The organism is Streptomyces sp. WAC00040 (assembly GCF_056835925.1).
On record NZ_JAKQZE010000002.1, the window covers coordinates 920,093 to 944,965 of the forward strand.

The window sequence follows — 24,873 nt, forward strand, 5'->3', positions numbered from 1 at the left end:
ACCGCTCCTGTCGCCTAGGGTCGTCCCGTGGATCTCCTGCGCCACTTGCGTATCTTCGTCGTTGTGGCCGACGAGTTGAACTTCGGGCGGGCGGCCGATCGCCTCGGCATGGCCCAGCCGCCACTCAGCCGTGCCGTGCGCAGGCTGGAGGACGAGCTCGGCGCGCAACTATTCGACCGTTCACGGCGGCAGGTGCAGCTCACCCCGGCCGGGTCCGTGCTCGTGGACCAGGCGCGGGACCTGCTGGCCCGTGAGGAGCGCACCAGGGCGCTCGTCCGCCGTGCCCGCGACGGCGGTCTCGGCACGCTGCGCGCGGGCGTCCCGCCAGACACTTCCGCGGCGGTGCTGGGGGCTCTGGTCGCCGAATGCGGGGTACGGGCCCTGCGCGTCGACCTCCAGGAGCTGACGACGGACGAGCAGCTCCGGCTGCTGGCCGCCGGGGGTCTGGACATCGGCCTCGTCCAGCAGCCGGCGGACGTCGGCGGCCTGGAGCTGGGTCCGGAGACGCGGCTCGAGCTGGGTGTGGTGCTGCCCCGCACCTCGCACCTCGCCCGGCTCCCGGAGGTCGCGCTGCCCGACCTGGAGGGCCAGGACCTCGTCCTCTTCCCGAGGGTCTCTGCCCCAGGCTGGTACGACACGACGCTCGAGATCTGCCGTGCCGCCGGCTTCGTTCCCCGTGCGGTGCGGCAGGCCCGTAACCCGGAGTTCCTGATCGGCCTGGTGGCGGCCGGCCACGGAGTCGCCTTCGACCAGGGGCCGGTGGCCCGCAAGGAGCCCAGGGTGGTCTGGCGGCCCCTGGCGGGCCGGCCGCTCGCGCAGCGCATCCGCGCGGCGTGGCCGGGGCAGTCGCCGCACAGGGCCGCCGCGGAGTTCGCGGCCGTCGCCGCGGACGTCCTTGCCCGCGACCGCACGCCGGCCCTCTGCGCCGTGGCACCGGCTGCCGAGGCCTCGGCCGGCGACGGGCCGCGCCCCTGGTCGGTGGTCTTCGGGTGAGTCGCGGGCGGGCTGGGTCGCTGGTCAGGGCCTTCGGGAGGGCGCGGGTGGACCGGGCCGCGCCGGGGCCGGTCGGGCACGCGGTGGTGCCCGGCAGGTCAGGCCGCCGCGCCGGTCAGCTCGTGGGAAGACAGGCCGGCCAGCCGCGCGAGACGCCGCAGCGAGTCCAGCAGCGCCACGCGATCGTAGGTGCTGGTCGTGACGAGTACCTCGTCGGCCCCGCTCTCCTCGACCGCCGCCCCCAAGGCGTCGGCGACCTGGTCCTCGGTCCCCGCGATGTGGCCGCTCAGCCCCGACTCGTAGAGATCGCGCTCCTTGGCGGTCATCGTCAGCGCCTCGACGCGTTCGGGCGGCAGGAGCGGCGGGAACGTCCCGTGCGTGCGGGAGTACGCCATCGACCACGCCTCCGGCATCAGCAGCCGGCGCGCCTCCTCCTCGCTCCCGGCGACGGCGACCGTCCCCGCGGCGACGACGTACGGCCGCTCCGCCCAGGCGGAGGGGCGGAAGTCCCGCCGGTAGCCCTCCACGGCCCTGAGCAGCCGGTCCCGGCCACGGAGATCGCCGATGACCAGCGGAAGACCGGCACGGGCCGCGATCCCCGCGCCCTCCCCGGTGGCGAGCAGGAACGGAGGGACCCTGAGCCCCTCCGAGGGGCGGGCGTGGACGTGCCGATGCGCCGCCCGGTCGCCGGTGAACCAGCCCAGCAGTTCCTCGAGCCGGGCCTCGAAGTCCTCCGCGTCCTGCTTGTCGCGGCCGAGTGCGCGGCGGATTCCGTCCGTGAAGCCGAGGGACCGGCCGAGCCCCATGTCGACCCGGCCGGGGAAGAGGGACTCCAGCACGCCGAACTGCTCTGCCACGACCAGGGGTTGGTGGTTGGGCAGCATGACCCCGCCGGTGCCGACGCGGATCGAGGTGGTCGCGGCGGCGACCGCCGCCGCGAGCACCGTCGGCGCCGAACCCGCGACGCCCGGGACGCCGTGGTGCTCGGAGACCCAGAAGCGGTGGTAGCCGAGGGCCTCGGCCTGCACGGCGAGGCTCACGGTGTCCCGCAGCGCGGCAGGGCTTTCGTACCCGTCGCGGGTGCGGGAACGGTCGAGGACCGACAGACGGACGGTGGACGCGGTCAGTGAGCTCACATCACGGTTCAACGCGTTCAGCGCGCGAGGATTCCCGATGTGCCGCCCGCGCCACCTCCGCCGGGCCCGTCCTCCCGGCTCCCGGCCCCGTCCTCGGTTCCGCCGTGCCCCCGTCCGGCAGGATCCGGCGGCGAGGGCCTAGGGTGACCGGCGTGACCCAGAGCAGCAGGCCACTGGCCGTATTCGACCTCGATGGAACGCTCTCCGACGCCGGGCACCGCCAGCATCTGCTGGAGCGCAAGCCACGCGCGTGGGACGCCTTCTTCGCCGCCGCCCCCGAGGACCCGCCGCTCGCCGAAGGCGTGGCGCTGTGCCTGAAGGCGGAGAAGGAGTGCGAGGTGCTGTACCTGACCGGCCGACCGGAGCGCTGCCGGAAGGACACCGTGGACTGGCTCGCGGCAAAGGGGCTGCCGCAGGGGCGGATCTTCATGCGGCGCAACGACGACCGGCGACCCGCCCGCAGGACCAAGCTCGAGATCCTGCGGCAGCTCTCCCGCGACCGGGAGATCAAAATGCTGGTGGACGACGACGAACTGGTGTGCCAGGACGCGGAGCGCGCCGGTTTCCGGGTGGTACGGGCGGTCTGGGGCAGGGCGAGCACGACGCCTGCCATGCATGAGGCGCAGGAGCGTGAGGGGCGCACCTGAGCGGGCCGGTCGGCCACGTACCTGAGCCCGCGGGTCAGCCCCCTGAGCCGAGCCGGTCACGTCAGGACCTGAGCGGGGCCGCTTGTCGAAGTGGCGGCGTCGAAACCGCGGAGGCCCGCGTCCCGTGACGCATCGAAGTACAGGACCGAGCGGGCTCCGGCGGAGACCTGGTGGAGGGGCTCGACGGAGCCGAGGAAGCCGCACAGGTTGCGGCCGCAGCGAGGGGCTTGCGGTCGGCCCGCGGCGCGACCGCGCGCTGCTCGGCACCATCATCGAGCCGGCCGAGCACGGGCCGCGCGTTCCGCGCCCGTGCCTCGTCGCCGACCGCCGCGGGCCCGGTCTTCACGGCATGGGGAGCTTCGGCGGGTCGAGGAGGGCGGGGTGCGGCCGGCCTCCGGCCTCTTTGAGCAGGCCCCTGAGGCAGCGCGCGAGCAGGATCCAGTTGCGGGGACTGCGCAGGTTCAGGCCGCCGAGGAGCTGCTTCAGCAGCGTGAGGCTGTCGAAGTAGATGCGCTCGCAGACGAGGTTCTCGTTCTCGACACCATCGGCGTTCAGCCCGAGAAGCAGCTCACGGACGAACTGGCGCGCCGAGCGCACCGACAGTGAGCCTCGGCAGTCGATGCGGGGCGCCATCCCTCCGTACGGGGAGGGCTTGGGAGGTGCGGCGGTTTCCCGAGGGCCGACTCTTCAGTCGCCGGCCGGGTCAGGTCCCAGAAAACCCTGGGCTCAGCGGCGTTCGGCCGCGGCGACGACGGGCCCGTGGGGAGGGACGCTGCGGTCCGGGCCGACTTTCCCATTTCGCGGCGGATCCGGTCGCCGAACTGGTCGCGGATCTGACCGATGACACCGGCGGCGCCCGGCGGGCCATGAATCTCCGGGCGGTCCGCCAGGGCGGGGAATCCGCGGGTAGAGCCACCATTTACCGCCGTGTCCACGACTCAGCGGATCGCGTCGACGATCTCGTGGCGGGGGTGCTTCTCCGGCCGGCAGCCGCGGCCGGTCCCGCAGGCGGGGGCGGCAGCAGCGGCTCGAGCAGGGCCCATTCGGTGTTCGTGGTGTCCGAGGGACAGCGGTGTCGACGCATGCGGTGGCAGATCAGTGGCGGCCGGCCATTGGGCCAGGCTCGTCCTTCAGTGCCGCGAGACCGGACCGCACCTGGCTGGACGAGAGGTCGCCGGCCCGTGTGCTCAGTCGCCGTCCTCGAGACGGAAACCGACCTTCAGACCGACCTGGTAGTGCTCGATCCGCCCCTCGACGATGTGCCCGCGGACCTGCGTCACCTCGAACCAGTCGAGGCCCCGCAGCGTCTGCGAGGCCCGGGAGATGCCGTTCTTGATGGCCTGGTCGACCCCGTCGGGCGAGGTGCCCACGATCTCGGTGACGCGGTAGGTGTGGTTCGACATGGGTGTCGTGCTCCTCTCGGTGCCTTCACTCCACCGTGCCCCACCAGTCGGCTTCCCGCGAGGCGTCGGGCGCGGGGCGGCCGTCCCCCGTGGGACCGAGCGAAAGCCGGGAGAGGATGCGGTAGCGGTCCCCGCGGTAGAGGGAGCGCACGTACTCGAGCGGTCGGCCCTTCGGGTCGGAGGTGACGCGGTCGAAGAGCAGCGCCGGCGACAGGACGGGTACGGCCAGCAACTCCGCCTCGGCCTCGCTCAGCACGGTGGGCTCGATGGACTGCTCCGCCCGGGCGGCGACGATCCGACGCTCGGCCCGCAGGTAGCGGTAGAAGCCCGACTCCATCCAACGCGGGGTGAGATCGGGGGCGAGCTCTGCCGGGATGTGCAGGTATTCGAGTCCGACCGGGCCGCCGTCGACCAGCCGCAGCCGGGCGATGTGGAAGATCTCCGCGGCGGGGGAGAGCCGCAGCCTGCGCCCGATACGGGCGCCCGCGGCGGTCCTGCGGAACTCCAGCACGCGGCTCGACCAGGTCCCCGGTGCTTGCGGGGCGGCGGCCGGAGCCGAGTCGCCCACCAGCTCCTGGGTGATCTTGGTGGGTGCGACGAACATCCCACGGCCGTGCTCCCGTACGAGCACCCCGGTGGCGACGAGTTCGTCGACAGCGGCGCGGAGGGTGGGGCGTGAGACGTCGAGGGCGGCGCAGAGGGTGCGTTCGGAGGGGATGGCGTCCCCGGGGCGCCGGTCGTCCACCAGTTCCAGCAGATACGCCCGCACCCGCTCGCGTTTGAGCGCCGCCCGGGGCGCGCCCTCGTCCCTCATCGCCGTCCCCTCCCGGGAGCCCGGGCCGTAGCCGTAGCCGGAGCCCGTGAGCTTGATGGGCCGAGGATACGGCCCTTTCAGGCGGCGGCCCGCCCCGACCGGAAGGCCACCACGGACTGCCGTGCCTGCGGCGATCCCATCCGCACGAACTTCCGCACCGCCGCGGCGAGTTCCGTGAGAGACGCGGCAGGCGCGCGGCTGGGACGGAAGCACGCCTTGTCGAGCCACCGGGTGGGCGGGGTGCCCCGGGCCTTGCTCGTCGCGGGGCCCTGCACGGTCGCTGCGGGACGGTCGGGGCGGCGAGGGCAGGTTCAGTACGCGTCGCCGGTTGTCGACGACGTGATGATGTCGCCGTGTGCGAAGTCGCCCGGGGGGATACCGGGATGGTGGCCCGCCGGGCGGTCGCCAGGTGCGGCGGACGGGCCGAGCGCGAGACGGGAGACGATGCGGTAGCGGTCGCCCCGGTACACCGAGTGGACGTACTCGACCGGGCTTCCCGCGGTGTCCGTCGTCAGGCGCTCGACCAGCAGCGCGGGGGAGAGGACCGGCACGTCGAGCACCGCGGCCTCCGCCTCGTTGACGACGGTCGGCTCGATCGACTGGACGGCCTGGTCGACGTGGACCTGATGGTGCTCGCGCAGATGGTCGTAGAGGTCTCCGGCCTCGAGCTCCTGAGGGGTCAGGGAAGGCACGAGCCGGGCGGGGATGTGCAGGTGCTCGATCGCCATGGGGGCGCCGTCGACGAGTCGCAGCCGGGCGATGTAGACCAGTTCGGCGGCGGGGGACATCCGCAGCTTGCGGCCGATCCGGGCGCCCGCGGTTATGGTGGCGAGCTCCAGGACACGGCTCGACCAGGCGCCCGCCGCGCGGGGGACGGCGAACGCCGCGTCGTCGGAGACGAGTTCCTGGGTGATCTTCGCCGGTGCGACGAACATCCCGCGGCCGTGTTCGCGCAGCAGCTGGCCGGTGGCGACGAGTTCGTCCACGGCGGCACGCAGGGTGGGGCGGGACACGCCGAGTTCCGCGCAGAGGGTCCGCTCGGAAGGGATGGCGTCGCCCGGCCGGCCGGCCTCGATCAGGCCGAGCAGGAACTCCCTGACCCTTTCCCGCTTCAGTACGGCGCCCGAAGAGCTGCTCTCCATGGACCCTGCCTCTCTGCTCCGCGTCTGCGATAACTGGTCAGATGGTAAACGAAGCTGCTTACCAGTGATCTGCACGGTCCCACGGTCGCCTGCTGAACAAACCAGTGTTTTCAAAGGCCTTGACGTCAACATTGGTCCATGCCACCTTCTAGCCACGCCGTTGGCCAGTTTACCAATTGGTCAACTCACTTCAGAGGTGGATCAGTTGAAGAATCGCTCCGCCGCCGCTGCCGCCGTCTTCCGCCGCGCCACCTCCCCGCCGCTCGCGCCGAGGCTGCCGGCGACGACGCTCTTCGGCTTCATCACCGCGTGGAACGGGTTCGCCTTCGCCGGCATGCTGATCACCAAGAACCAGGACGACCGCACCCTGCCCGTCCGGCTCTCCTCGTTCTCGAGCGTCCTCGGCGCCGACCGGGGCGCCACGACGGCCGCTTCCACACTCTTCGCCCTGCCCCGTACTCGTCCTCTTCCTGGTGCTTCAGTGCCGGGTCTCCGCCGGGTGACCGGCGGCGCGGTCAAGGGATAGGAGAGCCGACACATGCCCGCACCCCGTACCGGAACCATCCCCACCGGACCCCCTCGCACCGGATCGCGCACCGGCCCCGCGCTGATCCCCCGTCCGGCTCAACTCGCCTTCGCCCCCAATGAGTTCGTACTCGACAGCAATACCGGCATCCGCGCCACCCGCGGAGCCGAGCCGGCCGCCGCGCTCCTGCGGGCCCACCTCGCCCCGGCCACCGGCCTGCCGCTGCCCCTCGTGTCCGACGGCCGTGTCGTCCTCGCGCTCGACCCCCAGCTCACCGGGCTGGGCGCGGAGGGCTACGGACTCACCGTGGGGACCGACGCGGTACTGCTGCGCGCCGGCCGCCCCGCGGGGCTGCTCCACGGCATCCAGACCCTGCGCCAACTGCTGCCTCCCGCCGCCCTGTCGGGCACACTCGCCCCCGGCGCGCACTGGTCCCTGCCCTGTGTGCAGATCACCGACCTACCGCGCTTCCCCTGGCGCGGCGCGATGCTCGACGTGGCCCGCCACTTCCTGCCCGTGGCATTCCTCCGGCGCTTCGTCGACCTGCTGGCGCTGCACAAGCTCAACGTGCTGCATCTGCACCTCACCGACGACCAGGGCTGGCGGATGCCCGTCGCCGCCTACCCGAGGCTCACCGAGGTGGGAGGACTGCCCCACGGCGGCGCCTACACCCGGGCGGAACTCGCAGCCCTCGTCGCCCACGCCGCCGACCGCGGTGTCACCGTCGTGCCCGAGATCGAGATGCCTGGTCACGTCCGCGCCGCGCTCGCCGCCTACCCGCACCTGGGCAACCGGCCGGACCGCCGACTGGACGTGTGGCAGCAGTGGGGCGTCTGCGACACCGTCCTCGGTGTGCACGACGAGGTCCTCGACTTCTGCCGCACCGTCCTCGACGAGGTCATCGACGTCTTCCCCTCCCGGCACGTCCACATCGGCGGCGAGGAGTGCCCCACCACCGAGTGGCACGCCTCACCCGCGGCGCGACTGCGCGCCGAACAGGAGGGCATAGGCGGCCCCGAGGCGCTGCACGGCTGGTTCATGGGGCGGATCGGCGCCCATCTGCGTGAGCGGGGGCGGCAGCCGCTCGGCTGGACGGAGACCGGTCTCGACCTGCCCTCCTCGTTCACCGCAATGATGTGGCGCGACGAGGCCCACGCTCTGGCGGCCGCCCGCCGCGGCCAGCACGTGATCATGGCCCCTTACCGCTCCACGTACCTCGACTACCCGCAGTCGGCCGACGCCGGCGAACCGCCCGGCCAGCCCGGCGCGGTCGTCGATCTGCGGGCCGTGTACGCGATGGAGCCGGCCCCCGCCCACTGGGAGGCGGAGGTCGCGGACCGTGTGCTCGGCGCTCAGGCCCAGTTGTGGACCGAGTACGTGACCACGGCCGAGCACGCCGAGTACCTCGCCTTCCCCCGGCTGTGCGCCCTCGCCGACACCGCCTGGAGCGGTGGCGGCGACTGGACGGGATTCAGCGCACGGCTGCACCGCCACAGAGCCCGGCTCGGCGCCCTCGGCATCCCGGGCCGACCCCCCACGACCACCCCTTCCGAGAGGAAAACCAGGTGACCAGCACCAGCATGAGCACAACGGCGCGTACCGGCCGGACCCGTACCCGCCCCGCCATCCGGGCACGTGCCGCACTGGCCGCCGCCGTGGTGGCCGGTCTCGGCTGCGCCACCCTGTCCGCCCTGCCGGCCGCGGCCGCCGACGCCTCGGTGAGGGTCCAGTACCGCCAGAGCTCGAGCGGCAGCGATCAGGCGGAGCCGTGGTTCAAGGTCGTCAACTCCGGCAGCACCACGCTCTCCCTGGGAGAGGTCCGCATCCGCTACTACTTCAAGGCCGACGCCGGGGCCTCCTACACCTTCGCCTGCTCATGGGCGGTACGGGGCTGCGCGAACATCACCGGCACGTTCGGCACGCTCGCCGCCCCCACCGCCGACGCGGACCGCTACCTGGAGATCGGTTTCCGGGCGGGCGCGGGAAGCCTGGCGCCGGGCGCGGACACCGGGGACATGCAACTGCGCTTCCACCGCTCCGACTGGCGCCCCCTGAACCAGAGCGACGACTACTCCTTCGGTCCCGGCCGCACCTCGTACGGCGACTGGACCAAGGTCACGGCGAGCGTCGGCGGCCCGACGGTGTGGGGCACCGCCCCCGCCGGCGCCGACCCCACCGACCCCACCGACCCGCCGGCGGACGGCCCAGCCCTCTTCGACGACTTCGACTACACCTCGCACACCGACCCGGCCATCGGCGCCCACGGCTGGAACGTCCGCTCCAACGCGGGCGGCCCCGGGGTGCCCGGGGCGACCTGGGCGCCCGAGAACGTCACCTTCGCCAAGGAGGGGACCAACTCGATCATGAACCTGGAGACTTCCACCGCGGGCAGCGGTGCGAACACGGAGCACACCGAGATCCTCACCAAGGACATGAAGTTCAAGAACGGCACCTACGCGGCCCGGGTCCACTTCTCCGACGCCCCGCGGTCCGGCCCGGATGGCGACCACCTCGTCCAGACGTTCTTCACCATCAACGACCTCAAGGCCCCGATGGCGGACGACTACGCCGAGTACGACTTCGAGTACCTGCCCAACGGCGGCTGGGGCGAGCCCGCCAACATCCTTTACACCACCTCGTGGGAGACCTACCGGCCCGACCCGTGGGAGGCCGTCAACCAGCACTCCGAGGTCCGGGCGAGCTACGCCGGGTGGCACGACCTCGTCCTGACCATCGACGACAGCGGCATCGTCTACTACGTCGACGGCCAGGAGTTCGGCCGGCACGACGCGCGCTACCTCCCCGAGCGCACGATGAGCATCAACTTCAACCAGTGGCTGATCGACCTGGCGGGCCAGGGCAGCACCACGCCCCGCTCCTACGATCAGAAGGTCGACTACGTGCTCCACGTCAAGGACCAGGTCCTCACCCCCGCTCAGGCCGCCGCGAAGGTCGCCGCGTACCGGTCGGCGGGGGTCGGCTTCGAGGACACCGTTCCGCCCACCGGGTGAAGATCTTGTGAGGGGCGGGTGTTGTTCCCGCACCCGCCCCTCCCGCTGCCCGGCGCGTTCCCGGACTTGACCGGACCTGTGGTACAGACCAAAATCCAGCCACAACCCGTGCGAGCGTCGCTCGCTTCCCCCACGTCGGGTCGATCCTCCGTGCCACGCAGAAGGTGACCTACGTGAAGAACCGCTCGCTCGCCCTGCCCGCCGCGCTCGTGTGCGCCGCCACGCTCGTCGGCTGCGGGCTGGTCCCCGGCGGTTCACCCAGGAGCACCGTGGACATATGGCTCATGAAGGACAGCGTCTCCGACGAGTTCCTCGAGCGTTTCACCACGGAGTACGAGAAGCAGCACCCGTCCGTCGACCTGAAGGTGACCTTCCAGGAGTGGACCGGCATCGGCAAGAAGGTCATGGCGGCGCTGGAGAGCGACGACGCCCCCGAGGTCATCGAGGTCGGCAACACGCAGGTCGCTCAATACGCGCAGAGCGACGCGCTGCGTGACCTGACCCTCGAATCGGTCCGTGACCTCGGTAGCGAGGAGTGGCTGCCCGGTCTCGCGGAACCGGGCAGCATCAACGGCTCCCAGTACGGCATCCCGTGGTACGCGGCCAACCGAGTCGTCATCTACAACAAGGACCTCTTCGCCCAGGCGGGCATCACGGAGCCGCCCCAGGACCGGGCCGAGTGGCTGGAGATCTCGGAGAAACTGGACAGCCCCGGCCGGCAGGGCATCTACCTCTCCGGCCAGGACTGGTACACCCTCGCGGGCTTCGTCTGGGAAGAGGGCGGGCAACTGGCCGTCGAACAGGGCGGGAACTGGGAGGGCGCCCTGCACTCAGAGGCGTCCCTGCGGGGCATGGACTTCTACAAGCGGCTCCAGTCGCACGGCAACGGGCCGAAGGACGCCGACGAGGTGACACCGCCCCAGACGGACGTCTTCGCCAAGGGCGACGTCGCGCAGATCATCGCCGTGCCGAGCGCGGCGCCCCTCATAGAGAAGGCCAATCCGGCGCTCAAGGGGAAGCTGGGCTTCTTCCCCGTACCGGGCAAGACGTCCGAGGCGCCCGGCGCGGTCTTCATCGGCGGTTCCGACCTGATCGTGCCCGAGAACGCGCGGGAGAGATCCGCCGGCGTCGAGGTGGTGAAGGCGCTCGCGAGCGAGGAATGGCAGACCGAGCTCGCCCTCACGATGAACTACGTGCCCAACAAGACCACGCTCGCCGGTGTCATCGAGGGCAGCGAGGGCACGGCCGCGATGGCCGCCGGCGCCGCGAAGGGCAGGGCCACTCCCAACTCGCCGCAATGGGCGGCCGTGGAGGCCGACAACCCCATCAAGCCCTACATGACGGCCGTCCTCCAGGGGCAGGACCCGGCGCGCGCGGCACGAGCGGCGTCGGACGAGATCACGGCGGCGCTGCTGCCCTGACCGGACGGGCGGATTCGAGGTCGCGCGTCCACGGCCCCGGTCGACGGCACACGGACCCACCAGGGCATGGACGGCAGCGGTCGAGGCACCCTGACACGGATCCGCGGCAGCGGACGGCACCCGACCCACCGGGACTTGGATCCACCACCGCGGTCGACGGCACACGGACCGACGAGCGCGTCGGCCCGTGCCAAGGGAGCGGCGGCGTCCGCTCCGCCGCGCATTTCCCGGCATTCAGCGTCCTCACATCCGCTCTCCGCCGGGCGGTCATGTCGAATCCAGCCGGCCACGGAAGAAACAAGGAGCCGGGCCGCCGCACCAGTGGTCCGCCCCCTCCGTCCGGCACAGGAGACAGCCATGCCCGCATCGCCGCTCGTCGTCCCCGCTCCGCTGCCCGCACAGCCGACCGCTCCCTTGACTCCCCACCACGAGCAGCCCCGGTACGTCGTCTCACTCGCCCGCGACCAGGAAGAGGTGCGTGCCGCGCAGCGCCTGCGCCACCAGGTGTTCGCCGGGGAGATGGGAGCGAGGCTCGACGGACCCGAGCCCGGTCTGGACTCCGACGCCTTCGACGCCTACTGCGACCACCTGCTCGTGCGCGAGGCGGACACCGGTGAGGTGGTCGGCACCTACCGGTTGCTGCCGCCCGAGCGGGCCCGAGTCGCGGGTCGCCTCTACTCCGAGGGCGAGTTCGACCTCACCCGTCTCGACCCGATCCGCGACGACCTCGTCGAGGTCGGCCGCTCCTGTGTCCACCCCCTGCACCGCAACGGCGCCGTCATCGCCCTCATCTGGGCCGGTCTCGCCCGCTACATGACCCGCACCGGCCACAACTGGCTCGCGGGCTGCTGCTCGATCCCCCTCGCCGACGGCGGCGTCCTCGCCGCGGGGACCTGGGACACCGTGCGGGCCAAGAACCTGGCGCCCGAGGAACACTGGGTCACCCCGCACAAGCTGTGGAACGCGGAGGGCGTCGCACGCCCCACCGGCCGCACCGAACTGCCGCCCCTGCTGCGCGGCTACCTCAGGCTCGGCGCGTGGGTGTGCGGGGCACCCGCCCACGACCCGGACTTCGACGTCGCCGACCTCTACGTCCTGCTGTCGCTGCGCCGCACCGACCCGCGCTACCTGCGGCACTTCCTCTCCCTCGCCCCCGTGCGATGAGCGCCTGGCTGCCCTGCGCGCCCTGCACACCCGAGGGCTGCGCGACCCACCACGGGCCCGTCGCCGGGCCGCTCAAGGCCCTCGCCCGGCTGCTGGCGGGCCTGGCGACCGTGGGCTGCGGCCTGCTGCTCGCCCCCGTCGCGGCCCTCTTCGGCGTCCTCGTCGGCGCGGCGTTCCGCCATCGGCTGACCCGTTTCTGGTCGCGCGCCGTGCTGCGGGCGTTCGGCGTGCGGGTGAGCATGGTCGGGCTGCCGCACGACCTGCGGGCCTCGCTTGTCGTTGCCAATCACATCTCATGGCTGGACATCCCCCTGGTCGCCTCGGCCCTGCCAGGACGCATGGTCGCCAAGAGCGAGGTCCGCTCATGGCCGGTCCTCGGGCCGCTCGCCGCCCGCGGCGGCACCTTCTTCCTGGAACGGGACCGGTTGCGCGCGCTGCCCGCCGCCGTGGCGTCGATGGCAGGCGCGCTGCGCGGCGGGGCCCGGGTCGTAGTCTTCCCCGAGGGCTCCACCTGGTGCGGGCGCGGCCGGGGACGGTTCCGGCCCGCCGCGTTCCAGGCCGCGCTCGACGCGGGCGCCGCCGTCCAGCCCGTACGCGTCACCTACTCGCCCACCGGGGCGGCGGCGTTCGTCGGCGACGATCCGCTGCTCGTCTCCCTGTGGCGGGTCGCGGCGGCCGAGGGGCTCACCGCGGAGGTCCGGCTGCTGCCGCCGATCCTCCCGGGGAGCCACCCCGACCGCCGCTCACTGGCGCTGGCCGCTCAGCTCGCCGTCGCGAGCGACAGCGCGAACCTGCCCTCCCCGTCCGTCCACCAGTGCGTCAGGTTCATTCCCGCACCCGCGAGTTCGGTCCGCACACCGTCCTGACGGAACTTCGCGGACACCTCCGTCCGCAGTTCCTCACCCTCCTCGAAGGGCACGACCAGATCCAGCTCGGGAATCTTCACCGTGAGGGCCGAGCGGGCCCGCAGTCTCATCTCGATCCACTCGTTGTCGCGGTCCCAGCGCGCCACATGGTCGAAGTCGCCGGGATCCACGTCCGCTCCGAGCTCCCGCGCCAGCACCGCGAGGACGTTCTTGTTGAACTCGGCGGTGACGCCCGCGGCGTCGTCGTAGGCGCGTACGAGCACCGACTCGTCCTTCACCAGGTCCGTGCCCAGCAACAGGAAGTCGCCGGGGTTCAGCATGGCCCGCACGGACCGCAGGAAGAGCGCCCGCTCGCCCGGCAGGAGGTTGCCGATCGTCCCGCCGAGGAACGCGACCAGCCGGGGCCCCGGCGTCACCGGCAGCTCCGGCCCGCGAGTGAAGTCGGCGATCAGGGCGTGCACGTTCAGGTCCGGATGGTCGGCCAGCAGGGCCTGCGCCGCACCGTTCAGTGCGCTCTCGCTGACGTCCACGGGTACGTAACTGCGCAGCGAGGGCAGGGCGTCCAGCAGGAAACGGGTCTTCTCGGACGAGCCTGACCCGAGCTCCACGAGCGTGCCCGCCTTGGTCGCCGCGGCGATCTCCGGCGCCCGTTCGGCGAGTATCTCCCGTTCGGCCCGGGTCGGGTAGTACTCGGGAAGCCGGGTGATCTCCTCGAACAGTTCGCTGCCGCGGGTGTCGTAGAACCACTTCGGCGGCAGTGTCTTGGGCGCACGGGTCAGGCCGTGCAGCACATCGGCCCGCAGCGCGGCGTTGGTCGCGTCCTCGGGCAGGGTGCGGGTCAGCAGGAACGGGCTCACTGGGTCGGCTCCTTGAGCTCGGTCAGCAGGACGTCGGCGCGGGTCGCGGTGAGCAGCGTCCGGTCCGGCACCTCCTGCCACAGCGGATCGTCGTCGTACGGTTCCGAGGCCACGACCGTGCGCAGGCCGGGCTCAGTGAGGTACCAGAGGGTGTCGCCCCAGGCGGTCGCGGCGATCATCGTGCCGTCCGTCAGGAGCAGGTTCAGCCGGGATCCTGGCGCGGCCGCGGCGGTGTCCCGGACGGTGTCGGCCAGTGCCTGGGCGGGCGAGTCGCCCGCGCGCAGCCGACGCAGGGCCAGCGCCCACAGCAGCGCCGAGTCGTTGCGTGCCTCCATCGACAGCAAATCCTCCGCCGGTAGCGCGGCGGAGAGCGGGCCCATCGAAGCCGGCCAGCCGCGCACCGCCCCGTTGTGACTGAACAGCCACGGCCCGGAGGCGAACGGCGCCGCCGCGGCCTCGCCGTCCGCGCCGGGTGCGGTGGCGTCCCGCACGGCGGCGAGCACCGCCTGGCTGCGCACCACCCGCGCCAGGTCGGTGAAGGACAGGTCCGCCCAGATCGGCCCCGCGCGCCGGTACCTGGCGGGAACCGGGTCGCCGTCCGCGTACCAGCCGATCCCGAAGCCGTCAGCGTTGACCGTGCCGTAGCGCTGCCGGCGCGGCGCCCACGACTGGCGGAACAGCCCGTGCTCGGGGTCGGCGAGCAGGGTGGCGAGCGCTTCCGGCGGCCCGAGGTATGCGATATGACGGCACATCAGCGAAGACCCCCGTCCGGGCCGGCGGGCTGTCGCGCGTCCCGTGCGGTACGGAAGCCGGAGAAGATCTGGCGGCGCACCGGCAGGTCCCAGTTGCGGAACGTGCCCCGGCAGGCCACCGGGTCGACGGCGAACGAACCACCGCGCAGCACCTTGTGCTCGCTCCCGAAGAACACCTCCGAGTATTCGCGGTAGGGGAACGCGACGAACCCGGGGTAGGGCAGAAAGTCGCTGGACGTCCACTCCCACACGTCGCCGATGAGCTGCCGTACGCCCAGCGGCGATTCTCCCTGCGGATAGCTGCCGGCTTGTGCGGGCCGCAGATGGCGCTGGCCGAGGTTGGCGTGCGCCTCCGTCGGGTCCGTGTCGCCCCACGGGTAGCGACGGGCCCGGCCGGTCCGCGGGTCGTGCCGGGCGGCCTTCTCCCATTCGGCCTCGGTCGGCAGCCGCCGGCCGGCCCAGCGCGCATAGGCGTCCGCCTCGTACCAACTCACGTGCAGCACGGGCTCGTCCGGCGGGACCTCCTCGGTGACGCCGAACCGGCGGCGCAGCCACGTCCCGCCCTCGCGGCGCCAGAACAGCGGCGCGCCGATGTCGTGCTGCCGGATCTGGTCCCAGCCCTCAGCCGCCCACCAGCGGCGCTCGTGGTAGCCGCCGTCCTCGATGAACGCCTGGTACTCGCCGCAGGTCACCGGGGTCGTGTCGATGTGGAACGCGGGCACGACGCGCCGGTGGGCGGGCCGTTCGTTGTCGAGCGCCCAGGGCTCGGTGGAGGTCCCCATCGTGAACGCCCCGCCGGGCACCAGCACTTCCCGCGGCAGCGGACCTATGGCGTGGGCGGGTGGCTCCGGCGCGGACAGGGCGGGCGGCCCCTTCCGCAGCTGATGGGTGATCAGCATCGTTTCGTCGTGTTGCTGCTCGTGCTGGGCGATCATCCCGAAGGCGAAGCCGGCGTCGACGAGAGGGCCGCCCTCGAACGCGGTGCGCTCCAGGATGTCCAGCACCCGGCCGCGCACGTCCGCGGCGTACACCCGTGCCTCCGCGGGCGCCAGCAGCGGCAAGGAGGGACGGGCCGCCCGGGGATGCTCGAACGCGTCGTAGAGGGAGTCGATCTCGGGCCGGAGCGCCTCGCCCTTGCCGACCTGGCGCAGCAGCCATTGCTCCTCCTGATTGCCGATATGGGCCAGGTCCCACACCAGCGGCGACATCAACGGCGAGTGCTGGGCGGTCAGATCGCGATCGTCGACGCACGACGTGAGAGCGGCGGTGCGGTCACGGGCACGGGTCAGCGCATCGAGTGCCAGACTCCGCAGCTGGTCGGTCATGTGCCGGGCTCCTTCACCACGGAGGCGATCAGGTCGTCGGCGGGGCACCGGCCCCGCAGTACATGGCGTTCGTTGAAACGGGCCACCTCGTCGAGCACGGTCGTGGACGCGCCGAGTCGTACCAGCGCCTCCAGAGCCGCGGCGAAGCACGTCACGGCGGCGCTCCGCAGCATCTCGTCCGCCGGTCCGTGCCGCGCCGCCGCCCTCCACAGTGCGTTGCGCGGCGCGGCGCCGGCGCCCGTGGACTCGGCCAGCGGCTTGAGGGAGCGGTACACGGTCTCCGCCGCCTCGGGATCGTCGAAGAGCGCTGCGGCCACCGCGAGCGGCACCATCCAGCCGTTCTCGCCGGGCTGCGCGTCGATCATGCGCAACTCCAGGTGCCCGCGCGGCCGTACGGGCGGGAACAGCGTGGTCAGGTGGTAGCGGAGGTCCTCCTGCGTCGCCGGGCGCGGCCCGCCGGAGCGCAGCCAGCGCCGGAAGGTCAGGCCCTCGGGGAGCGGCCACGCCCCGTCCGCCATCCGTACGCACATCACGGGTGCGTCCAGCGCGTGCGCCGCCCACGCCGCCCGCGGCTCCGCCTCCAGGGGAGGCGCCATCGGGCGCACCGGATCCAGTACGTTCCACACCGCCTGCCGCGTGGAGCGCCAGCCCGTGGGACGCCCTGCCAGCATGGGCGAGTTGGCGAAGGCCGCCAGCAGGACGGCGCCCAGCAGATGGGCGAGCCGCCAGCGGCGGCCGTGCCCGAGCGGACCCGGCTCCTCCTCACCGGTGTCGAGCGACACCTGGACGGAGGCCGTGCTGCACATCATGGAGCGGCCGTAGGGGCCGGAGCGGTCCAGGCATCTCTCCAGTGCGTCGTAGCGCGGTTCATGGAGGAGCCGGCGGGGCGGGTGCCAGGGATCGAGTCCCATGCCGTTCAGAGTGAGGCCTGCCGGACGGAGAGCCGTTCGTACGGCGTCCAGGTCGGCGGCTGTGGAGTCGATGCACTCCATCAGGGAGGCGGCGGGGCGCGAGCTGAGTTCCAGCTGGCCGCCGGGCTCGAAGGTGAGTACGGATGTCAGGGGCAGGGCGCGTATGTCGTCGAATGCGCTCCCCAGGCGGTCGGGTGCCACGGGTTTCCCGGGCTGCTCCAGGTCATGGACCAGCCATTCCACCTCCACGCCCAGGGTGCGGGGCGGACCTGTCTTGAAGCAGATACATCGAAGCAGGTCCTCGGCCTCGTCCTCGGACATCGGACGGCTGAAGTCGCCCGTTCTCGCTCGGTGCATGATCGGCTCCTCCTGTCGAAGGGACTTCTGTCAACCTAAGGCCACCGCTGCGGGTCCGCACAAGAGTGCCCCTGAGGAGCGAAAATGTGTTTGCCGCCGTCACCTGGGTTTCCCGATGATGTAGGGCATGAGCGCACGGCTACGGGGAATCGCCAAGCAGACCGAGGAGATCGTCGGGGCCGGGGGGTACCGCCTTCCTGACGGGCGAGAGGTACGGATGGGGCAGCAGCTCGCCACCGCACTGGCGGGCACACGGATGTACGGACCGGAGCCCCTGGCCGTCTCACCGGACACCGACCGGATCACCCGCTTCGAGGTCACCAACGAGAGCAGCACCGAGGCCGCCCGGCGGCTCACCGGGGCCGGGGAGGGGCCGGTCGCCGTCCTGAATTTCGCCTCCGCCCGTAATCCCGGCGGCGGTTACCTCAACGGGGCGCAGGCCCAGGAGGAAGCGCTGTGCCGGGCGTCCGCCCTGTACACCACGCTGCTGCGCGTGCCCGAGTTCTACGAGCACCACCGGTCGGAACGCAGCGTCTTCTACACCGACCGGGTGATTCTCTCGCCCGGTGTGCCGGTCTTCCGCGACGACCGGGGTCGGCTGCTGGAGCAGCCGTTCACGGTCGGCTTCCTCACCTCTCCCGCACCCAACGCGGGAGTCGTCGCACTCCGCACACCGGGCGAGGTCCCCCGCATCCCCGCCGCGCTCGCGTCCCGGGCGGAACGGGTCCTGGAGACCGCGGTGGCCGGCGGCTACCGCCGTCTCGTGCTCGGCGCCTGGGGCTGCGGCGTCTTCCGCAACGACCCCGCAGCCGTCGCCGGCGCCTTCCACGCCCTGCTGACCGGCGGCGGCCGGTTCGCCGGCCACTTCGAGGAGATCGTCTTCGCCGTGCTCGACCGGGCAGGCACCTCGCCGACGCTCGCCGCGTTCCGCCGTGCCTTCGCCGACCGGACCGGCGCCGCCGGGGCTCAGCTCCAGCCGTAGCGCTCCCGCAGCCGCCGCACCACACGGTCGAACCGCGCCCGGTCCAACGCGCACGCCTCACGGCGCATCCCCGTCTCGTGCACCCGCAGCACACGGTCCAGATCCACCCACGACTCGCGTTCGGCGCCGTCCCACGGCCCCGCACCGATCGGCACCCACTCCCGGTCGTGGTCGTGGCGCCTGCTGGACAGCTGGACGGCCAGCAGGGTGCCGGCCGCCTCCCTGGCCACGACCAGGACCGGCCGGTCCTTGCCGCGGCCGTCGTTCTCCTCGAACGGCACCCACGTCCAGACGATCTCGCCCGGATCAGGATCGCCGTCCCGGTCCGGCGCGTACGAGGTGCGGACCGGCCCGGCGCAGAGGGGATCGGCCTCGGTCGTGGCGGCCGGGCCGCTGCTGCCGGGCGAATGCACAAAGACGTCGGAGCGCGTCGAGCCGTGCGGTCCCCGCGGGCCGGGCGAAGGGGCGGTGGAGTGCGTCATCCGGTCACGGTAGTGCCCACCGGGCGACATGCGGGCGCGGCGGTGGATGTCTAGCGTCGCCTGCATGAACACACAACCGCAGCGCTTCGGGATCATCGTGGTCCCCGAACACGTCGAAGGGCACGATCCCGCCACGCTCCTTGAGGACGTCATCCGCTCCGCCGTCGTGGACTGGACGGGAGAGCTGGGCGCGTCGGGCTTCCCGCGGTACGTCGGCGACGGCGTCGAGGTCGACATCGACCCGGAGACCCGCGCGGTCGAGGCCCTGCTGGTGGACGGCGCGGAACTGTCGCTGGGACTGGTGGCGCGGGTGGTGGACGCGGGGGAGGCGTAGCGCCGCCCCTCGAGCATGCGCCCCCGCCACGCACCGACGGCCGCGCCGGTACGCGACAGCGAACAGCCGGGGTCCGGCCCGAGGAATCGGGCCGGACCCCGGCCGGACGTATGCGGGGATCTGTGCACGAGAACGGTCAGGCGGTTGCCTGGCCACCCTCGGCGGCGCCCTTCTGGGCCTCGTCGATCGACTTGCGGACCGCGTCCATGTCCAGCGCGCGCGCCTGGCCGATGACGTCCTCGAGGGACGACTCGGGCAGCGCACCGGGCTGGGCGAAGACCGCGACATTCTCGCGCACGATCATCAGAGTCGGGATCGAACGGATCTCGAAGGCAGCCGCGAGCTCCTGCTGCGCCTCGGTGTCGACCTTCGCGAACACCAGATCGGGGTGACGCTCCGACGCGCCCTCGAAGACCGGCGCGAACTGGCGGCAAGGACCACACCAGGAAGCCCAGAAATCGATCAGGACGAAGTCGTTGTCGGTGACGACCTGATCGAAGTTTTCCTTGGTGAGCTCAACGGTGCTCATGACGTGCTACCTCTTCCTGAGGTCCGGGGGACTCGCCCCGCACAACGGTGCCCGGGGCCGTGCTATTCCTGCCCCTGCCCATGTGGCCAGGACGCACACCCCGGATCAGACTGGCCCTATGACCCATGCTGTGGAGTACGACGTCGTAGTGCTGGGCGCGGGCCCTGTCGGGGAGAACGTGGCGGATCGGACCAGAGCGGCGGGCCTGAGTACCGCGGTGGTCGAGAGCGAACTCATCGGCGGTGACTGCTCCTACTGGGCGTGCATGCCGAGCAAGGCGCTGCTGCGCCCGGTGATCGCGCGGGCCGACGCCCGCAGACTGCCCGGCGCGAGCGCCGCCGTGCAGGGCCCGCTGGACAGCAAGGCCGTACTGGCCCGCCGCGACGAACAGGCGGCCCACTGGAACGACGAGGGGCAACTGGCCTGGCTCGATTCCATCGGCGCCCGTGTCTACCGGGGCAAAGGAGCCCTCCACGGCCCCAGGAAGGTGGTGGCGTACGGGCCGGAGGGCGAGCACTACTCACTGACCGCCCGGCACGCCGTCGTCGTGAGCACCGGAAGCCGCGCCGTACTGCCCGACATCCCCGGCCTCGCCGGAGCTAAGGCGTGGACGAGCCGCGAGGCCACCAGCGCCCGCGAGGCACCGGGCCGCCTCGCGGTCGTCGGCGGGGGAGTGGTCGGCGTGGAGATGGCCACCGCCTGGCAGGCACTCGGTTCGCAGGTGACCATGCTCGTCCGCGGCGGCGGCCTTCTGCCACGGATGGAGCCCTTCGTCGGCGAGCACGTGGCGGAAGGCCTCAGGGAGGCCGGCGTCACCATCCGGACGGACACCGACGTCACCGCCGTCGAACGGCCCGGCGGCATCGGCCCCGTCACCCTGGTACTCGGCGACGGCGAGCGCATCGAGGCCGACGAGGTGCTCATCGCGACGGGCCGCGCCCCGCGCACCGACGACATCGGACTGGAGACCGTCGGACTGGATCCGGGCTCGTGGTTGACGGTCGACGACAGCTGCCGCGTGCAGGGCACGGACTGGCTGTACGCGGTCGGCGACGTCAACCGCCGTGCGCTGCTGACCCATCAGGGCAAGTACCAGGCCCGGATCGCGGGAGCCGCCATCGCCGCCAGGGCGCAGCGGGTCCCGCTGCTGGAGACCGACCGCTGGGGCGCCCACTCCGCGACGGCCGACCACGCGGCCGTGCCGCAGGTGGTGTTCACGGACCCCGAGGCAGCGGCCGTGGGCCTCTCGCTCGCGGAGGCGGAAGGGGCAGGGCACCGGGTGCGCGCCGTCGACTACGACCTCGCCTCCGTCGCGGGCGCCGGACTGTACGCGGAGAACTACCGCGGACACGCGCGCATGGTCGTCGACCTCGACCGCGAGATCCTGCTGGGCGTCACCTTCGTCGGCGCGGGCGTCGGCGAACTGCTGCACTCGGCCACGATCGCGGTGGCCGGGGAAGTGCCGATCGACCGGCTGTGGCACGCGGTTCCGTCCTTCCCGACCATCAGCGAGATCTGGCTGCGGCTGCTGGAGACGTACCGGGCGGGCTGACGAGGGCACGCGAGTGCGTGATGCCGGGGCCGGCAGGGCGGCGTTCCCGAACCTGCCGGCCCGAGCCGTTCACCCGCGCCCGTTCCTCCGCGAAATCCGTCCGTGCGACGGTTCCCCCTCGCGTCGGCCCGGCCGAGGGCGGCCCTGCCGCGATGAGTTCCGGCCGGCTCGGGAGTCTTCCGGTGAGCGTCGCATGACGCCGTAGGACACAGTCCGGCACGAGACACCACGGAGGACCCCATGACGACCACACCGAGTGACCCGAGCGCCGCGCTGCCCGGCCGCCCGCCCGTCGTCGACCTGGCCACCTGGCAGGCCGCCCGTGACGAACTCCTGGTCCGCGAGAAGGCCCACACCCGTGAGGGCGACGCCCTCGCCGCGGCGCGTCGCCGGCTTCCGATGGTGGAGTTCGACGGGACGGTCGAGGTCGTCGGACCCGACGGTCCGGTCCCGTTCCTGGAGTTGTTCCAGGGCCGCGACGAACTCCTGGTGTACAAGCACATGTGGTACGACGGCGCGCCCCATCAGGGTCAGTGCGAGGGCTGCACCACCACGGCCTGGCACATGAAGGACGCCGTCTACCTCAACGCCCGCGGCGTCTCGTTCGCCATCGTGACCACGGGCCGGTGGCGCGAGGTGGCCGCGTACGTCGCGTTCATGGGCTACACCCAGCCCTGGTACTCCGTGCGCGACGTGGACGCGCCGGTCGGCGGCGAAATGGGTTACCTCACCTGCTTCCTGCGCGACGGTGACCGCGTCTTCCTCACCTACTCCACGACGGGCCGTGGCAACGAGCCGGTCAACGGGTCCCTGGGCCTTCTCGACATGACGCCCTACGGCCGCGGTGAGGCGTGGGAGGACAACCCGAGGGCCGGCCCGACGGGCACAGCCCGTGCTGGTACTGGCGCTCGGACGCGGACGGGAACGCCACCTGGGGGCCGACCAGCCGTCCCGTGCCCCAGTGGACCCGCCCCGGCGCGACCCCCGTTGAGACCCTCGGCCGGCACGGCGACCACCACTGACGCGCTTCCCGCCGCGCGTCCGGACCGTCGGCGGGGCCGCCGGCCCGCGTCGGCACAGGTGTCAGGTGTTGGGGCGGAACCTCCGCACGTGAGACAACTCCTGCGTGAATTCTTGACGGCGGTCCGGCGCGGCCCGATTCTGAGAGCGCTCTCAAGCGTCTGTCCCTCAGGCCAGGACTTCTCCTTCGACGAGTCCGGCCAGGGATCGTCCGACCAGCATCCGACGACGGTCCGACAGGGATTCGTCGAGGATCCGATCAGGAGGAGGTGGAGGGTGCCTGTCCCACGGAAGTTACTGGCGCTGGCGTTCACCGCGCTGCTGTGCGCCGCCGGCGTCACCGCCAATGGGCCCACCGCGACGGCGGAAGCCGCGGTGCCCGCGACCATCCCGCTCAAGTTCACCAACAACTCGGGCCGCAGCGAGCCGGTCTACATCTACAACCTGGGCACGGAGCTCAGCACCGGCCGTCAGGGCTGGGCCGACGCGAGCGGCACGTTCCATCCCTGGCCCGCCGGCGGCAACCCGCCGACCCCGGCCCCCGACGCGTCGATCGCCGGCCCTGCGTCCGGCCGTTCCGTCACGATCCGGATGCCCAAGTTCTCCGGGCGCATCTACTTCTCGTACGGGCAGAAGCTCGTCTTCAAGCTCACCACCGGCGGCCTCGTGCAGCCCGCGGTGCAGAATCCCGGCGACCCCAACCGCAATATCCTCTTCAACTGGTCGGAGTACACACTCAACGACTCCGGCCTGTGGATCAACAGCACACAGGTGGACATGTTCTCGGCCCCCTACGCGGTCGGCGTCCAGGCCGCCAACGGCACGGTCAAGAACACCGGCCACCTCAAACCCGGTGGCTACAACGGCTTCTACAACGCCCTGCGCGGTCAGCCCGGCGGCTGGGCGAACCTCATCCAGACCCGCCCGGACGGCACCGTCCTGCGCGCCCTCGCCCCCGGCCACGGCATCGAGGCCGGCGCACTGCCGGCGAACATCATGGACGACTACATCAACCGCGTGTGGACCAAGTACACGACCTCGACGCTCACTGTCACGCCCTTCGCCCACCAGCCGGGGATCAAGTACTACGGCCGGGTCTCCGGCGGGGTCATGAACTTCACGAACGGTTCCGGGACCGTCGTCACCTCGTTCCAGAAGCCGGACTCCGACAGCGTCTTCGGTTGCTACAAGCGGCTCGACGCGCCCAACGACCAGGTGCGCGGCCCGATTTCGCGCACGCTGTGCGCCGGCTTCAACCGCTCGACGCTGCTGGTCAACCCCAACCAGCCGGACACCGGTTCCGCGAACTTCTACCGGGACGTCGTCACCAACCACTACGCCCGCAAGATCCACGCCCAGATGGCCGACGGCAAGGCGTACGCCTTCGCCTTCGACGACGTCGGCGCCCACGAGTCACTGGTGCACGACGGCGATCCGCAGACGGCGTACGTCACGCTGGACCCGTTCAACTGACGGCAACCACTCCCGCCCACAACCCGGAACGACGCGCACCGGGACGACGGCCGCACCCGTGACCCCCGCCGACAGGACTCCCCGGAGGTCCGCCTTCGTAGGTCCACCGGCCCGAAGCCCACCGTCCCTCGAACTTCGCCGCCCCCGGAAGCGCGCCTTCCCGGGGGCGGCGGAGAGGTCTTGATCACCGTCGGGCATGCTGACCCGGTGACCGTGCTCTCCGGCTTTCTGCCCATCTGGGCGATCACCGCTGTCGGTTGGGCGGCCGGCCGGTTCGACGTACTCGGAAAGCAGGCCCAGTCGGTGCTGGGCCGGTTCGCCTTCGCGTTCGCCATGCCCGCGCTGCTGTTCGTGACACTGGCGCGGGCCGACGTGTCCAATCTCCTCAGCCCCGGTGTGGCCGTCTTCGCCGCCAGTGTGCTCATCATGCTCGCCCTCGGCCTGCTGATCGGCCGATGGGTCTTCCGCCGCGGACGCGCGGACCGGGCGATCGGCGCCATGGCGGGCGCCTACGTGAACTCCGCCAACCTCGGCATCCCCGTGGCTGTACATGTGCTGGGTGACGCCTCGTTCGTGGTCGCGGCAGCCCTGTTCCAGACGTTGTTCGTGACCCCTCTGATCCTGACCTTGATAGACCTCGACGCGGGCCGCGGCGCCGACGGCCGGAACCGCTTCCTGTGGCTGCCGCTGCGCAACCCGATCATCGCCGCGTCGGCCGCGGGGGTGACGGTGTCCGTACTCGGTGTGCCACTGCCGGAGGCCGTGACCGCGCCCGCCCAGATGCTCGGCGGCGCGGCGGTCCCGGCGGCGCTGTTCGCGCTGGGCATGTCCCTCGACTCCCGCGCCACGGAGCCCGGCACCACCGTCCTGGCGGACGCCGTGTCCGCCGGGCGTGCGGAGCGACACGTCCTCGTCCTCCTCAAAACGGTCGTCCAGCCGCTGCTCGCCTACGCCCTGGCCCGATGGGGGTTCGGCATCGAGGGTGACGAACTGCTCGCGGTGGTGCTCTGTGCGGGCCTCCCGACCGCCCAGAACGCGTTCATCTTCGCTTCGCAGTACCGCCTCGACACCCGACTCGTCAGGGATGCCGTCGTGTTGAGCACCCTGTTCTCCATGGGATCCCTGTCGCTGATCACCTGGCTTCTCGCGTGAGCGGCAGGGCTGTGGGGAACGCCC

23 protein-coding genes and 3 pseudogenes are annotated in these 24,873 nt (G+C 72.0%); 14 read left to right on the top strand and 12 right to left on the bottom strand.

Going from position 1 to position 24,873, the window contains the following annotated elements; all coding sequences use genetic code 11:
- Positions 1 to 27 precede the first annotated feature (27 nt).
- Positions 28 to 993, top strand: a complete 966-nt coding sequence (locus MDN94_RS23590; protein ID WP_482727860.1) for a LysR family transcriptional regulator — start codon at positions 28 to 30, stop codon at positions 991 to 993.
- Positions 994 to 1,091: 98 nt separating this feature from the next.
- Here the strand turns inward: MDN94_RS23590 and MDN94_RS23595 are convergent, their stop codons facing one another.
- A complete protein-coding gene (locus MDN94_RS23595; protein WP_482727861.1) occupies positions 1,092 to 2,129 on the bottom strand; it encodes an MsnO8 family LLM class oxidoreductase in 1,038 nt (345 codons plus the stop codon).
- 152 nt (positions 2,130 to 2,281) lie between these two features.
- Here MDN94_RS23595 and MDN94_RS23600 point away from each other — a divergent pair, with 152 nt between their 5' ends.
- Entirely contained in the window at positions 2,282 to 2,776 is a 495-nt protein-coding gene (locus MDN94_RS23600) for a phosphatase domain-containing protein (RefSeq protein ID WP_482727862.1), read from the top strand.
- A 342-nt stretch (positions 2,777 to 3,118) separates the two neighbouring features.
- Here MDN94_RS23600 and MDN94_RS23605 read toward each other — a convergent pair whose 3' ends face one another.
- The 5 genes and pseudogenes from MDN94_RS23605 to MDN94_RS23625 all read right to left on the bottom strand — a co-directional run bounded on the left by MDN94_RS23605 (position 3,119) and on the right by MDN94_RS23625 (position 6,135).
- On the bottom strand, positions 3,119 to 3,409 hold the full coding sequence (locus MDN94_RS23605; RefSeq protein WP_482728242.1) for a hypothetical protein: 291 nt from the start codon (positions 3,407 to 3,409) through the stop codon (positions 3,119 to 3,121).
- A 131-nt stretch (positions 3,410 to 3,540) separates the two neighbouring features.
- Positions 3,541 to 3,860: pseudogene (locus tag MDN94_RS23610) on the bottom strand (transposase); the annotation flags it as partial.
- Positions 3,861 to 3,963: 103 nt separating this feature from the next.
- Positions 3,964 to 4,179 carry a dodecin gene (locus tag MDN94_RS23615; RefSeq protein ID WP_005308402.1) on the bottom strand — a complete coding sequence of 72 codons (216 nt, stop codon included), beginning with the start codon at positions 4,177 to 4,179 and terminating at the stop codon, positions 3,964 to 3,966.
- Between the two features lie 25 nt (positions 4,180 to 4,204).
- On the bottom strand, positions 4,205 to 4,993 hold the full coding sequence (locus MDN94_RS23620) for a GntR family transcriptional regulator (RefSeq protein WP_482727863.1): 789 nt from the start codon (positions 4,991 to 4,993) through the stop codon (positions 4,205 to 4,207).
- Between the two features lie 311 nt (positions 4,994 to 5,304).
- Entirely contained in the window at positions 5,305 to 6,135 is an 831-nt protein-coding gene (locus MDN94_RS23625) for a GntR family transcriptional regulator (RefSeq protein ID WP_482727864.1), read from the bottom strand.
- A gap of 229 nt (positions 6,136 to 6,364) precedes the next feature.
- On the opposite strand from MDN94_RS23625, the pseudogene MDN94_RS23630 reads away from it, so the two are divergent.
- The 6 genes and pseudogenes from MDN94_RS23630 to MDN94_RS23655 form a co-directional block, all read left to right on the top strand.
- Positions 6,365 to 6,661 (top strand): annotated as a pseudogene (locus MDN94_RS23630) (carbohydrate ABC transporter permease); the annotation flags it as partial.
- A gap of 12 nt (positions 6,662 to 6,673) precedes the next feature.
- The gene (locus MDN94_RS23635; protein ID WP_482727865.1) at positions 6,674 to 8,230 is read left to right on the top strand and encodes a beta-N-acetylhexosaminidase; all 1,557 of its coding nucleotides are present in this window, start codon (positions 6,674 to 6,676) and stop codon (positions 8,228 to 8,230) included.
- 11 nt (positions 8,231 to 8,241) lie between these two features.
- On the top strand, positions 8,242 to 9,672 hold the full coding sequence (locus tag MDN94_RS23640; protein WP_482728222.1) for a cellulose binding domain-containing protein: 1,431 nt from the start codon (positions 8,242 to 8,244) through the stop codon (positions 9,670 to 9,672).
- A 173-nt stretch (positions 9,673 to 9,845) separates the two neighbouring features.
- Entirely contained in the window at positions 9,846 to 11,093 is a 1,248-nt protein-coding gene (locus tag MDN94_RS23645) for an extracellular solute-binding protein (RefSeq protein WP_482727866.1), read from the top strand.
- 357 nt (positions 11,094 to 11,450) lie between these two features.
- A complete protein-coding gene (locus MDN94_RS23650) occupies positions 11,451 to 12,257 on the top strand; it encodes a GNAT family N-acetyltransferase (RefSeq protein ID WP_482727867.1) in 807 nt (268 codons plus the stop codon).
- Complete coding sequence (locus MDN94_RS23655) at positions 12,254 to 13,123, top strand: lysophospholipid acyltransferase family protein (protein WP_482727868.1); 870 nt, start codon at positions 12,254 to 12,256, stop codon at positions 13,121 to 13,123. The genes MDN94_RS23650 and MDN94_RS23655 overlap by 4 nt, the downstream gene beginning before the upstream one ends.
- Here the strand turns inward: MDN94_RS23655 and egtD are convergent.
- From egtD to egtA, 4 genes are read right to left on the bottom strand one after another with little or no spacing between them, the layout of a single operon-like run.
- Positions 13,018 to 13,980: an L-histidine N(alpha)-methyltransferase gene (gene egtD / locus MDN94_RS23660; RefSeq protein ID WP_482727869.1), complete on the bottom strand. Its 963-nt coding sequence runs from the start codon at positions 13,978 to 13,980 to the stop codon at positions 13,018 to 13,020. The genes MDN94_RS23655 and egtD overlap by 106 nt on opposite strands.
- Positions 13,977 to 14,732 (bottom strand): ergothioneine biosynthesis protein EgtC, encoded by a 756-nt coding sequence (egtC, locus tag MDN94_RS23665; RefSeq protein ID WP_482727870.1) that lies wholly within the window; start codon positions 14,730 to 14,732, stop codon positions 13,977 to 13,979. The genes egtD and egtC overlap by 4 nt, the downstream gene beginning before the upstream one ends.
- On the bottom strand, positions 14,732 to 16,057 hold the full coding sequence (egtB, locus tag MDN94_RS23670) for an ergothioneine biosynthesis protein EgtB (RefSeq protein WP_482727871.1): 1,326 nt from the start codon (positions 16,055 to 16,057) through the stop codon (positions 14,732 to 14,734). The genes egtC and egtB overlap by 1 nt, the downstream gene beginning before the upstream one ends.
- Complete coding sequence (gene egtA / locus MDN94_RS23675) at positions 16,054 to 17,325, bottom strand: ergothioneine biosynthesis glutamate--cysteine ligase EgtA (protein ID WP_482727872.1); 1,272 nt, start codon at positions 17,323 to 17,325, stop codon at positions 16,054 to 16,056. Before egtA ends, egtB begins: the two co-directional genes overlap by 4 nt.
- 127 nt (positions 17,326 to 17,452) lie before the next feature.
- Between egtA and MDN94_RS23680 the strand changes: the two genes are divergently transcribed.
- The gene (locus MDN94_RS23680; RefSeq protein ID WP_482727873.1) at positions 17,453 to 18,307 is read left to right on the top strand and encodes a TIGR02452 family protein; all 855 of its coding nucleotides are present in this window, start codon (positions 17,453 to 17,455) and stop codon (positions 18,305 to 18,307) included.
- Here the strand turns inward: MDN94_RS23680 and MDN94_RS23685 are convergent.
- Positions 18,292 to 18,789, bottom strand: coding sequence for a type II toxin-antitoxin system PemK/MazF family toxin (locus tag MDN94_RS23685; protein ID WP_482727874.1), 498 nt, complete (start codon positions 18,787 to 18,789; stop codon positions 18,292 to 18,294). The two genes, MDN94_RS23680 and MDN94_RS23685, sit on opposite strands and share 16 nt — an antisense overlap.
- Positions 18,790 to 18,853: 64 nt before the next feature.
- Between MDN94_RS23685 and MDN94_RS23690 the strand changes: the two genes are divergently transcribed.
- Positions 18,854 to 19,123, top strand: coding sequence for a hypothetical protein (locus tag MDN94_RS23690; RefSeq protein ID WP_482727875.1), 270 nt, complete (start codon positions 18,854 to 18,856; stop codon positions 19,121 to 19,123).
- Between the two features lie 136 nt (positions 19,124 to 19,259).
- On the opposite strand, the gene trxA is transcribed toward MDN94_RS23690, so the two are convergent.
- Entirely contained in the window at positions 19,260 to 19,652 is a 393-nt protein-coding gene (gene trxA, locus MDN94_RS23695) for a thioredoxin (protein ID WP_482727876.1), read from the bottom strand.
- A gap of 118 nt (positions 19,653 to 19,770) precedes the next feature.
- On the opposite strand from trxA, the gene MDN94_RS23700 reads away from it, so the two are divergent.
- The 4 genes and pseudogenes from MDN94_RS23700 to MDN94_RS23715 all read left to right on the top strand — a co-directional run bounded on the left by MDN94_RS23700 (position 19,771) and on the right by MDN94_RS23715 (position 24,849).
- Entirely contained in the window at positions 19,771 to 21,204 is a 1,434-nt protein-coding gene (locus tag MDN94_RS23700; RefSeq protein WP_482727877.1) for a dihydrolipoyl dehydrogenase family protein, read from the top strand.
- Between the two features lie 240 nt (positions 21,205 to 21,444).
- Positions 21,445 to 22,226 (top strand): annotated as a pseudogene (locus MDN94_RS23705) (DUF899 domain-containing protein).
- A gap of 301 nt (positions 22,227 to 22,527) precedes the next feature.
- Positions 22,528 to 23,697, top strand: coding sequence for a glycoside hydrolase family 64 protein (locus MDN94_RS23710; protein ID WP_482728223.1), 1,170 nt, complete (start codon positions 22,528 to 22,530; stop codon positions 23,695 to 23,697).
- A 207-nt stretch (positions 23,698 to 23,904) separates the two neighbouring features.
- Positions 23,905 to 24,849 carry an AEC family transporter gene (locus MDN94_RS23715; RefSeq protein ID WP_482727878.1) on the top strand — a complete coding sequence of 315 codons (945 nt, stop codon included), beginning with the start codon at positions 23,905 to 23,907 and terminating at the stop codon, positions 24,847 to 24,849.
- The last annotated feature ends 24 nt before the right edge of the window (positions 24,850 to 24,873 follow it).